Source organism: Hydrogenophaga sp. 70-12 (genome assembly GCF_001897365.1).
GTDB lineage: Bacteria > Pseudomonadota > Gammaproteobacteria > Burkholderiales > Burkholderiaceae_C > Hydrogenophaga > Hydrogenophaga borbori.
Genome location: NZ_MKSS01000266.1, coordinates 1 through 11355, shown reverse-complemented (window position 1 = coordinate 11355; position 11355 = coordinate 1). Strand labels below are relative to the sequence as shown.

The following is an 11355-nucleotide window of genomic DNA, read 5'->3' as shown; positions in this document are numbered from 1 at the left end:
CGGCAACACCGGCCTGGTGGTGGGCTCGGTGCCCGACGGCAGCGGCACCCAGGTGGTGCTGAGCCTGCAGCGCATGAACGCCGTGCGCGCCATCGACCGGGCCAATCTCACACTGACGGTGGAGGCCGGCTGCGTGCTGCAGTCCGTGCAGCAGGCGGCCGAGGCCGAGGGCCTGCTGTTCCCGCTGAGCCTGGCGGCCGAGGGCAGTTGCACCATCGGCGGCAACCTGGCCACCAACGCCGGCGGGACCCAGGTGCTGCGCTACGGCAACGCGCGCGATCTGTGCCTGGGGCTGGAGGTGGTGACGCCCGATGGCGAGGTCTGGCATGGCCTCACTGGCCTGCGCAAGGACAACACCGGCTACGACCTGCGCGACCTGTTCGTGGGCAGCGAGGGCACGCTGGGCGTCATCACCGCGGCCACGCTCAAGCTCTTTCCGCCGCCCGCGGCCAGGCTCACGGCCTGGGCGGCCGTGCCCACGCTGCAGTCCGCCGTCGATCTGCTGGGCCTGGCGCAGCAGCGCCTGGCCGCCGGGCTCACCGGCTTCGAGGTGATGGGCCAGTTCGCGCTCTCACTGGTCGACCGGCACATGCCTCCATTGCGCGTGCCCCTGTGGCGGGAGTCGCCGTACTGCGTGCTGCTGGAAAACAGCGACAGCGAGGGCGAGGACCACGCCCGCACCCAGTTCGAAGGCCTGCTGGAGGCCGCCATCGAGCGGGGCCTGGTGAGCGACGCCGTGGTGGCCGAGTCCATCGCCCAGGCGCATGGCCTGTGGCACATCCGCGAGAGCATCCCGCTCGCGCAGGCGCAGGAAGGCCTGAACATCAAGCACGACATCAGCCTGCCGGTGTCGCGCATCCCCGCCTTCTGCGACGAGACCGACGCCCGGCTGGCGCGCGAGATCCCGGGTGTGCGCCTGGTCAACTTCGGCCACCTGGGCGACGGCAACCTTCACTACAACGTGCAGGCGCCGGCCGGCGTAGATGCCAAAAAGTTCCTCCAACAGGAGGAAACGCGGGTCAACCAACTGGTGTTCGACGCGGTGGCTCGCTACGATGGTTCGATCAGCGCCGAGCACGGCGTGGGCAGCCTCAAGGTGGAGCACCTGGCGCACTTCAAGGACCCGGTCGCGCTCGCGCTGATGCGCCGCATCAAGCAGGCCATCGACCCCCACAACCGCCTCAACCCCGGCCGAGTGATCCAGTGACACACCTTCGCCACGCGTCGCGCGCCCCCCTCGAGGGAGCGGTGCCCGCGGGCCGGCCCGACCGGCCCCGGGGCGCCTCGCGGCTCGCCCTGGGCGCGCTCGCCCTGGGCCTGCTCGCGGGCCCCGCGCAGGCGGCGGCCGACGCCAGCGAACGCCAGGCCTGGCGCGAACAGGCCGTGGCGCTGGAGCACGGCGAAGGCGTGGCGCGCGACATGGCGGCGGCCATGCGCCTGTACTGCCAGGCCGCGCTGGCCGGCGACGCGCCATCGGCCTGGAACCTCGGCTGGATCCACGCCAACGGCCGTGGCGTGCCGCGCAACGACGGCCTGGCCGCCCACTGGTTCGCGCGCGCCGCCCTGTTGGGCGACGACAAGGCCGAGGCCATGTTCCAGCGCCTTGGAGTGCCCGCCGACAAGCCCGACTGTGTGCGCGAGGCCGAGGCGCGCGAGTCCCGCCTCGCCGCCGACCAGGCCGAGCAGCAGCGCCAGGCCGAGGAGAAGCAGGCCCTGTCCACCGCCTACCGCGCCCACGTGGACACGGCCGAGCAGCAGCGCATCATGAAGATCGTCTACAAGCTCGCGCCGCGCTACGGCCTGGAGCCCGGGCTGGTCTACGCGGTCATCCGCGCCGAATCCAACTTCAACGTCAACGCCCTTTCCGACAAGAACGCCCAGGGGCTGATGCAGCTGATCCCCGAGACCGCGGCGCGCTTCGCGGTCAGCAAGCCCTTCGACGCCGAGCAGAACATCCGCGGCGGCATGGCCTACCTGCGCTGGCTGCTGTCCTACTTCCGAGGCCAGGTGCCGCTGGCCGTGGCCGCCTACAACGCGGGCGAGGGCGCGGTCGACAAGTACGGCGGCGTGCCGCCCTTCGCCGAAACGCGCGACTACGTGCGCCGCATCCAGCGCTTCTTCGCGCTCACCGAGCACCCCTTCGACGCCCGCTTGACGGCGCCTTCGCCCCTGCTGCTGCAGCCGGTATCCGCGCAGCGCTGACGGCAGCGGCGCGGGCCGGTGCACAATGCCGGCGACCCGCGCCACCTCTCCCGCGCCATCCCCATGACAGCCCCCCGCCCCGCCCGCTCCCAATACGAAGACTTCATGCGCCACGTGTTCACCACGGGCGTGCCCAAGACCGACCGCACCGGCACGGGCACCGTCAGCGTGTTCGGGCACCAGATGCGCTTCGACCTGAAGGAAGGCTTCCCCCTGGTCACCACCAAGAAGGTCTTCACCAAGGCCATCATCGTGGAGCTGCTGTGGTTCCTGCGCGGCGACAGCAACGTGAAGTGGCTGCAGGAGCGCGGCTGCACCATCTGGGACGAATGGGCGCGCGAAGACGGCGACCTCGGCCCGGTGTACGGCGTGCAGTGGCGCAGCTGGCCCACGCCCGACGGCGGCCACATCGACCAGATCGCCGAGGTGGTCAAGCAGCTCAAGACCAACCCCGACTCGCGCCGCATCATCGTCAGCGCCTGGAACGTGGCCGACCTGAACAAGATGGCGCTGATGCCCTGCCACGCCTTCTTCCAGTTCTACGTGGCCGACGGCCGGCTGAGCTGCCAGCTCTACCAGCGCAGCGCCGACATCTTCCTCGGCGTGCCGTTCAACATCGCCAGCTACGCCCTGCTCACGCACATGCTCGCGCAGCAGTGCGATCTGGAGGTGGGCGAGTTCATCTGGACGGGCGGCGACTGCCACATCTACAGCAACCACCGCGAGCAGGTGCAGGAACAGCTTTCGCGCGCGCCTTACCCCTACCCCACGCTGCGCATCAAGCGCCGCCCCGATTCGATCTTCGACTACACGCTCGAGGACTTCGAGATCCTGGACTACCAGCACCACGCGGCCATCAAGGCACCCGTCGCAGTCTGAGCGCCATGCCGCGCCTCCACCTGATCTATGCCCGCGCCGCGAACGGCGTGATCGGCAAGGACAACGCCCTGCCCTGGCACCTGCCCGAGGACATGGCGCACTTCAAGCGCCAGACCCTGGGCCACCCGGTGCTCATGGGCCGCAAGACGTGGGACTCGCTGCCGCCGCGCTTTCGGCCGCTGCCGGGGCGCCGCAATCTCGTGCTCACGCGCGATCCGTCGTGGTGGGCCGAGGGCGCCCTGCGGGTGGGCTCGATCGACGAAGCGCTGGCCCTGTGCGCCGACGCGCCCGAGGTCTGGGTGATCGGCGGCGCCGAGGTCTACCGCCAGGCCCTGCCGCGCGCGCAGCGCGTGGTGGTGACCGAGATCGCGCGCGACTTCGAGGGCGACGCCTTCATGCCCGCGCTGGGCCCCGAGTGGCGCGAAACGGCGCGTGAGGCCCACACCGCCGCGAATGGCCTGCCCTTCGCCTTCGTCTGCCACGACCGTGCGGTCGCTCGACCCGATACGCAAAGGCAAGAACCATGAAGCTCGCCACCTGGAACATCAACTCCCTCGCCGTGCGCCTGCCCCAGGTGCTGGACTGGCTCGCCGCCAACCCCGTTGACGCGCTCGGCCTGCAAGAGCTCAAGCTGGTGGACGAGAAGTTTCCGTTCAACGCCTTGAAGGAGGCTGGCTACCACGCCGCGGCCTTCGGCCAGAAGACGTACAACGGGGTGGCGATCCTGAGCCGCACGCCGATCACGGATGTGGTGCGCAACATCCCCCAGCACACCGACGACCAGTCGCGCGTGATCGCGGGGACCCTGGACACACCTGACGGGCCCCTGCGCCTGGTCAACTGCTACTTCGTCAACGGCCAGGCGCCTGGCACCGAAAAGTTCGCCTACAAGATGCGCTGGCTGGAGGCCCTGCACCGCTGGCTGCAGGAGGAGTTGAAGGTGCACCCCCGCCTGGTGCTGCTCGGCGACTTCAATGTCGCGCCCGAAGACCGCGACTCCTACGACCCCGTGGGCCTGAAGGACACGATCCACCACACGGTGGAAGAGCGCCAGCACTTCCAGGCCTTGCTCCAACTGGGGTTGACGGACGCCTTCCGCCTGTTCGAACAGCCCGAGAAGAGCTATTCGTGGTGGGACTACCGCATGCTCGGCTTCCAGAAGAACCGGGGGCTGCGCATCGACCACATCCTGGTGAGCGAGACCCTGCGCGGCCGCGTGACGGCCTGCCAGATCGACCGGCTGCCGCGGAAAAACCCGCAGCCCAGCGACCACGCCCCGGTGGTGCTCACGCTCGGTTGAGCCCCAAGGGATGGATCACTCCATCCCCAGTTCCTGGATCTTTCGCGTGATGGTGTTGCGGCCGATGCCCAGCTTGTGGGCGGCCTCGATGCGCCGCCCGCGCGTGTTCGCGAGCGCGGTCTGGATCAGCCGGGTTTCGAAGCGCCGCGTGAGCACGTCCCACACATCGGTGCGGCCGTTTTCCAGCAAGGCCAGGGCCTCGGCCTGAAGGCCGGCCTCCCAGGCGGCCGGCGCGCTCTCCGCTGGCGGCGCGTCCACGGGGGCGGGGGTGGCCTGAGGCGCCGGCGCCCCAGGCGCCACCATCGCGGGCCCGTTCACGGCCACCGCTTCCGCCGGCCGCGTGACCGGCACCGGCGCGCTGACCACCCCACCCGACACGTCGGTCGCACCGACGGCATGGAGCACCTCGGGCGGCAGGTCCTTGACCTCGATCACCTGGGCCGGCGCCATCACGGTCAGCCAGTGGCAGACGTTCTCGAGTTGGCGCACGTTGCCCGGGAAATCGAAACCGCTGAGCAGCTTGAGCGCCGGCTCGGCGATGCGCTTGGGCTCCACGCCGAGCTGTTTGGCGCTTTGCTGCAGGAAGAAGCGCGTGAGCATCGGGATGTCTTCCCGCCGCTCGCGCAGCGCGGGCAGGCGCAGGCGGATGACATTGAGGCGGTGGAACAGGTCCTCGCGGAACACGCCCTCCTTCACCCGCTGCTCGAGGTTCTGGTGCGTGGCGGCGATGACCCGCACGTTGGCGCGCACCGCGCTGTGCCCCCCCACACGGTAGAAGTGCCCGTCGGACAGCACGCGCAGCAGGCGCGTCTGCAGATCGAAGGGCATGTCGCCGATCTCGTCGAGGAACAGCGTGCCACCGTCGGCCTGCTCGAAGCGGCCGCGGCGCATGGTCTGCGCGCCGGTGAAGGCGCCGCGCTCGTGGCCGAACAGCTCGCTCTCCAGCAGATCCTTGGGAATGGCGGCGGTGTTGATCGCAACGAAGGGGCCGTTGGCGCGCGGCGAGTGCTTGTGCAGCGCGCGCGCCACCAGCTCCTTGCCCGAGCCCGACTCACCCGTGATCAGCACCGTGACCTGGCTCTGGCTGAGGCGGCCGATGGCGCGGAAGACGTCCTGCATGGCCGGGGCCTGGCCCAGCATCTCGGGTGCCGCGCTCAGTCGCTCCTCGGACACCTCCTCGCGCAGGCTTTCGTCGACGGCGCGGCGGATCAATTCGACCGCCTTGGTCAGATCGAAGGGTTTGGGCAGGTACTCGAAGGCGCCGCCCTGGAAGGCCGCGACCGCGCTGTCGAGGTCGGAGAAGGCCGTCATGATGATGACGGGCAGCAGAGGGAAACGCGCCTTGACCTTCTCCAGCAGGTCCAGGCCGGAGCCCCCCGGCATGCGGATGTCGCTCACCAGGATCTGCGGGCCGTCGGTGTCGCCCGGGTCGCTCAGGGCCTTGAGCACTTCTGGCGCGCTCGTGAAACTGCGGGTGGGCAGGTTCTCGCGGAGCAAAGCCTTCTCGAGAACGAAGCGGATGGACTGGTCGTCATCCACTATCCAGATCGGCTTCATGTATCGGTCGTCCCTTCAGTCGCGCAAGTGCGTGCGTGTCGAATCGGTCAGGGCAAAGGGATCAGGATCTTGAAATCCGTCTCCCCCGGCGCGCTCTCGCACTCGATCAGCCCATGGTGCTGCTGCACGAATGTCTGCGCCAGCGTCAGCCCGAGGCCGGAGCCGCCCTCGCGTCCCGACACCAGCGGGAAAAAGATGCGGTCCTTGATCGAGTCCGGCACACCGGGCCCGTTGTCGATGACATGCAATTCCAGTGCCAGCCGGTAGCGCTGCTTGCCAAAGGTGAGCTGGCGGCCCACGCGGGTGCGGAAGGTGATGCGCGCATCGCCCGCCTCGATGCGCTCGGCCAGCGCCTGGGCCGCGTTGTGCGCGATGTTGAGCACCGCCTGTATCAACTGCTCGCGGTCGCCGCGGAACTCGGGGATGGAGGTGTCGTAGTCGCGCACCACCCGCAAGCCCTTGGGAAACTCGGCCAGGATGAGCGCGCGCACGCGCTCGCAGACCTCGTGGATGTTGACGTCGCCCACCACGTGCGGGCGGCGGTGCGGCGCCAGCAGCCGATCGACCAGCGATTGCAGGCGGTCGGCCTCGTGAACGATGACCTGGGTGTACTCGATCAGCTCCTTGGCCTGCAGCTCCATCTGCAACAGCTGCGCCGCGCCGCGGATGCCGCCCAGCGGGTTCTTGATCTCGTGCGCCAGGTTGCGGATGAGCTCCTTGTTGGCCTGGGCCTGGTCGAGCAGGCGCGCCTCGCGCTCCTGCCGCGTCTGCTGCTCCAGGGGCAGCATCTCCACCACCACCTCGCCCGTGCCCTCGGTCTGGGCCACGACGACGTGCACGGACAGCGAGTCGTGGTTGAGGCGGCGCAGGTGGGCGTCGTAGCGCAGGGCCGCGAACTCGTTGTCGCGCGCGCCCTTCAGGGCGTTGTCGAGCAACACGGGTTCGGTGAAGCAGTCTTGCAGCTGGGCACCGGTGATGCTGCGCCGGGACAGGCCCAGCGCGTCTTCCAGCACGGCATTGGCGAAGAGCACGCGGCCCTGGTGGTCCACCACCGCCACGAGGGTGGCCAGCAGATCGAGCGCCTGGAAGCGCGGATGGGCGGCGGGCTCCTTGGGCGCCGCGCCGCGCCGCGCGACGAGGTGGATGAGGGAAGTGGCGTCAGGCGTTTTCAAGCCACCCATTGTGCGGCAGAAGCCGCGGCGCCAGCGCCCTGCCGGCAGGGCTCAGTTGGCGGCGGGTCCCAGGCGCTGCAGTTCGCGCCGCAGGCCGGCCACGTCGCTCTCGGCGCGCGCGACGGCGGCCTTCAGTTCGGCCACCCGGTCAAGGTAGCGCTGGTAGTTCCGGCTCTCGATGCCCTGCTTCTCGGGCTCCCCGTTGGCATAGGCCTTCTGCGCCTCGGCGAGCCGTTCTTCGGCCCGCCGCAGCTCGGTCTCGAGAATGGCGCGAGCGTCTGCGTCGCGGGCGCGCTGCGCGGCGTTGTCCACACGCGGCGCGCTGCCGCTGCCGCCACTGGCGCTGGGATTGCGCGGCGCGGCGGCCGGGCTGGGGCGCGTGCCTTCGATAACAGTGACATTGCCCCCTTGCAGCGGCGTGCAACCACGCTGCTTGGCCACGGCGGCGTTGTTGGTGTATTCGTTGCCACAGCGGTAGATGGTGTCCTGCGCCATGGCCGGCGTGGCCAGCAAGGCCGCCAGGACCAGCGGCAGGCGGGGCATCGGACGGGACGGGACAACGGACACGGAACCTCCAGCAAGGGTGAGCGCGGGGCAGTATGACGCAATTGCCCGGCGAAAGTGCCGGGGGCGAACCCGCAGCGACGTGCGCCCAAGAAAAAGGGACGGCCGGAGCCGTCCCTTCTGCGGATGCGGGCCCGCTCGCGCGGGCCGGCCATCACAGGCTGTAGTACATGTCGTACTCGACCGGGTGAGGCGCCATGCGAAAGCGCGTCACCTCGGCCATCTTGAGCTCGATGTAGGCGTCCAGCATGGAGTCGGTGAACACGCCACCCTTGGTCAGGAAGGCGCGGTCCTTGTCGAGGTAGTCCAGGGCCTGGTCCAGGCTGTGGCACACGGTGGGGACCAGCTTGTCCTCCTCGGGCGGCAGGTGGTACAGGTCCTTGGTGGCGGCCTCTCCCGGGTGGATCTTGTTCTCCACGCCGTCCAGGCCGGCCATCATCAGTGCCGAGAAGCACAGATAGGGGTTGGCCGAAGGATCGGGGAAACGCGCCTCGATACGGCGGCCCTTGGGATTCGCCACATGCGGGATGCGGATGGAGGCCGAGCGGTTGCGCGAGCTGTAGGCCAGCTTCACCGGGGCTTCGAAGCCAGGCACCAGGCGCTTGTAGCTGTTGGTGCCGGGGTTCGTGATGGCGTTGAGCGCGCGGGCGTGCTTGATGATGCCGCCGATGTAGTACAGCGCGAAGTCGCTCAGGCCGGCATAGCCGTCGCCAGCGAACAGGTTCTTGCCGTCCTTCCAGATGGACTGGTGCACGTGCATGCCCGAGCCGTTGTCACCGGCATAGGGCTTGGGCATGAAGGTCGCGGTCTTGCCATAGGCGTTGGCCACGTTCCAGACCACGTACTTCAGCACCTGGGTCCAGTCGGCGCGCTCGACCAGCGTGCTGAACTTGGTGCCGATCTCGTTCTGGCCAGCACCCGCCACCTCGTGGTGGAACACCTCGACAGGAATGCCCAGCGATTCGAGGATCAGGGACATCTCGGCGCGCATGTCCTGCGTGCTGTCGACCGGGGGCACCGGGAAGTAGCCGCCCTTGACGGTGGGGCGGTGGCCGCGGTTGCCGCCTTCCAGCTTGGCGCCGCTGTTCCAAGGCGCTTCGTACTCTTCGATCTCGAACATCACGCGGCCGGGCTCGTTGCTCCAGCGCACGCCGTCGAAGATGAAGAACTCGGGTTCCGGCCCGAAGAAGGCGGTGTCGCCCAGGCCGGAGGCCTTCAGGTAGGCCTCGGCGCGGCGGGCGATGGAGCGCGGGTCGCGGTCATAGGCCTTGCCGTCGCTGGGCTCGACCACGTCGCACTGCAGGAACAGGGTCGTCTCTTCGAAAAAGGGGTCGATGTTGGCGGTGTTCGGGTCGGGCATGAGCTGCATGTCCGAGGCCTCGATGCCCTTCCAGCCGGCGATGGACGAGCCGTCGAAGGCGTGGCCCGAGGTGAACTTGTCCTCGTCGAAAGCCGAAATCGGCACGGTGACGTGCTGCTCCTTGCCGCGGGTGTCGGTGAAGCGGAAGTCGACGAACTTGACTTCGTTGTCCTTCACCATCTGCATCACGTCTGCGACGGTCTTGGCCATCAATTGCTCCTGTATCTGGAAGGGTGGGTTGAAAAGCGACTACGGGGGCGTGACATGCAGTTTCCATGCCATGCAACGGCGCCCTCGGGTGCACGCGCACCGCCTTGGGACCGCCTGGCCGGCCTATTTGTCACCGTATTGGTGCACTCATGCACTGATTTGGAGATTTTTAAGGACGCACCAACTCGGGGCCCATTTCGGCCTTGCACGCGCGCAGGCCGGCCAGCAGCTCGGCAAAGGCGGGTTCGACGTCGGGCGCGGCGCCCTTGACGCCCAGCTCGATGTGGCGGCCGTAGGTGGGATGGTCCACGCTGGGCAGGCTGAACACCTTGACGGCGTGCGCGGCTTCGATCTGTTCCATCAGCGGGGTCAGCGCCGCTTCCATGGCCCCCATGACGATCACCGAGCGCTCGCGCCAAGCGCCTTGTCGGTGCAGGTGGCTGTAGCGCTGGTCGAGTACCCAGGCCAGCATGGGCCAGGCCATCACCGGGAAGCCGGGCACGAAGTGCACGTCGGCGCCGCCAGGGCCGCGGCAGCTGAAGCCGGGGATCTTGTTGTACGGGTTGGGAATGAGGCTGGCGCCCACCGGGAACACGCCCATGTTGTAGCGGTGCACGTTGTCCGGCCGCTCGGGTTCGAAGGGCACGCCCTGCTCTGCCGCCACGTCGCGCATGCGCTCTTCGATCAGCCGCGCCGCCTCGGGGTGCAGAGCGAGCTCCACGCCCAGAGCCGCGGCCGCGCATTGGCGGGTGTGGTCGTCGGGCGTGGCACCGATGCCGCCGCAGCAGAAGACCGGCTCGCGGCCCTCGAAGGCCGCCCGCAGCACGTCGGTGATGCGCGCGCGCTCGTCGCCCACCACCTGCGCCCAGGACAGCGCCAGCCCGCGCTCGGCGAGCAATTCGGCCACCTTGGGCAGGTGCTTGTCCTGCCGCTTGCCCGACAGGATCTCGTCGCCGACGATGATCAGACCGAAACCGGTGCTCATGGCGCGGGTGCGGTGGGCGGCAGGGGCAGCGGATCGGGGCTGGGCGGCGGCGCTGGGGGCTCCAGCGTGGGCTCGACCGGTACCACCTCGACCGGTACCACGGCGCGCAGGTGCTCCAGCACGGCCAGCGCATAGTGCGCGAACCACAGCGACGCGAACGCGAACACCAGCGTGTAGACCCAGATCGCCACCGGCACCAGCAGCGGCGCCAGGGCGATGAACATGGCACCCGAGGCCCACAGCAGGCTGGGCGCGGCGCCCAGGTAGCCGCAGAGCACCCCCATCAACAGCAGTGTGCCGCGGTGCTCGCGCATGATGCGCCGGCGCTCGTCGCCACTGGCGTGCGTGGCCAGGGCATCGAACGCGAACACGCGGTAGGTGAGCCAGCCCCAGATCAGCGGCGGCAGGATCAGCACCAGGGGCGGCACCAGCCACAGCGGCATGGACAGCACCAGCACCACCACCGCCAGCAGCGTGGAGCCCAGCGACCAGAACACGCTCACGATGAACGAGCCGCCGCGCCGCTTCTCGAGCTGGGGGAAGCGGCGCTGCCCCACGAGATCGACCATCGCGGGCGTCATGAACACCGCCACCAGCAGCAGGCACAGCAGCACGATCACCGGCGTGGCCAGCACCAGCACGATGAGCGGCGCGAACACCGCGCGCAGCGACCCCATGCCCATGCGCTCCAGCCAGCCCAGGAAGGCTTGCACCAGGTCGAAGGCTTCGAACCAGGCCATGACGGAGGCCACCGCCCCATCCCAGAAGAAATAGCCCAGGGCGAACGACAAGGCCACCATGAGCACCAGAGGCAGGAAGGACAGCGCGATCACGCGCGGGTGCAGGCAGTAGGCCACCGCCCGCCAGAAGGCATCGAACATCGCTCGCATGGCGCGAAGAATACCCGCAAGCGCCGACAAACCGGCCGCTAGGATGTCGCCCATGGATCGCATCGACATTCACGGCGTGCGGCTGGAGGCCGCCCACATTCCCGGTCCGTCCGGCCCCGCCCCCCTGGTGTTCCTGCACGAAGGCCTGGGCAGCGTCGCCATGTGGACCCAGCGCAACCTGTTCTGGCCCGAGGCGCTGTGCCGCGCCAGCGGGCGCGCCGGCTGGCTGTTCTCGC

General features: G+C 69.1%; 11 protein-coding genes and 1 pseudogene. 6 read left to right on the top strand and 6 right to left on the bottom strand.

All coding sequences use genetic code 11. From position 1 onward, the window contains the following. The 5 genes from BGO22_RS14775 to xth form a co-directional block, all read left to right on the top strand. Nucleotides 1-1207, top strand: a 1207-nt coding sequence (locus tag BGO22_RS14775; RefSeq protein WP_286851480.1) for an FAD-binding oxidoreductase, incomplete at its 5' end; no start/stop codon positions are given. After that, on the top strand, nucleotides 1204-2202 hold the full coding sequence (locus tag BGO22_RS14770) for a lytic transglycosylase domain-containing protein (RefSeq protein ID WP_254668119.1): 999 nt from the start codon (nucleotides 1204-1206) through the stop codon (nucleotides 2200-2202). The genes BGO22_RS14775 and BGO22_RS14770, both read left to right, overlap by 4 nt. Before the next feature lie 63 nt (nucleotides 2203-2265). Continuing rightward, on the top strand, nucleotides 2266-3081 hold the full coding sequence (locus tag BGO22_RS14765; RefSeq protein ID WP_070398266.1) for a thymidylate synthase: 816 nt from the start codon (nucleotides 2266-2268) through the stop codon (nucleotides 3079-3081). Between the two features lie 5 nt (nucleotides 3082-3086). Next, nucleotides 3087-3608, top strand: a complete 522-nt coding sequence (locus BGO22_RS14760; protein ID WP_070398172.1) for a dihydrofolate reductase — start codon at nucleotides 3087-3089, stop codon at nucleotides 3606-3608. Next, entirely contained in the window at nucleotides 3605-4381 is a 777-nt protein-coding gene (gene xth / locus BGO22_RS14755) for an exodeoxyribonuclease III (protein WP_070398173.1), read from the top strand. The genes BGO22_RS14760 and xth overlap by 4 nt, the downstream gene beginning before the upstream one ends. Nucleotides 4382-4396: 15 nt before the next feature. On the opposite strand, the gene ntrC is transcribed toward xth, so the two are convergent. The 6 genes from ntrC to BGO22_RS14725 all read right to left on the bottom strand — a co-directional run bounded on the left by ntrC (nucleotide 4397) and on the right by BGO22_RS14725 (nucleotide 11119). Continuing rightward, nucleotides 4397-5938, bottom strand: coding sequence for a nitrogen regulation protein NR(I) (gene ntrC, locus BGO22_RS14750; RefSeq protein ID WP_070398174.1), 1542 nt, complete (start codon nucleotides 5936-5938; stop codon nucleotides 4397-4399). Between the two features lie 47 nt (nucleotides 5939-5985). After that, entirely contained in the window at nucleotides 5986-7119 is a 1134-nt protein-coding gene (glnL, locus tag BGO22_RS14745; RefSeq protein ID WP_239478280.1) for a nitrogen regulation protein NR(II), read from the bottom strand. Nucleotides 7120-7161: 42 nt separating this feature from the next. Beyond that, complete coding sequence (locus BGO22_RS14740) at nucleotides 7162-7653, bottom strand: hypothetical protein (protein WP_070398175.1); 492 nt, start codon at nucleotides 7651-7653, stop codon at nucleotides 7162-7164. 175 nt (nucleotides 7654-7828) lie between these two features. After that, complete coding sequence (gene glnA, locus BGO22_RS14735) at nucleotides 7829-9244, bottom strand: type I glutamate--ammonia ligase (RefSeq protein WP_070398176.1); 1416 nt, start codon at nucleotides 9242-9244, stop codon at nucleotides 7829-7831. A 169-nt stretch (nucleotides 9245-9413) separates the two neighbouring features. After that, entirely contained in the window at nucleotides 9414-10229 is an 816-nt protein-coding gene (locus BGO22_RS14730) for a competence/damage-inducible protein A (protein WP_070398177.1), read from the bottom strand. Next, nucleotides 10226-11119, bottom strand: a complete 894-nt coding sequence (locus tag BGO22_RS14725) for an EI24 domain-containing protein (RefSeq protein ID WP_083292981.1) — start codon at nucleotides 11117-11119, stop codon at nucleotides 10226-10228. Before BGO22_RS14725 ends, BGO22_RS14730 begins: the two co-directional genes overlap by 4 nt. Before the next feature lie 52 nt (nucleotides 11120-11171). On the opposite strand from BGO22_RS14725, the pseudogene BGO22_RS14720 reads away from it, so the two are divergent. After that, a pseudogene (locus BGO22_RS14720) lies at nucleotides 11172-11355 on the top strand (alpha/beta fold hydrolase); the annotation flags it as partial.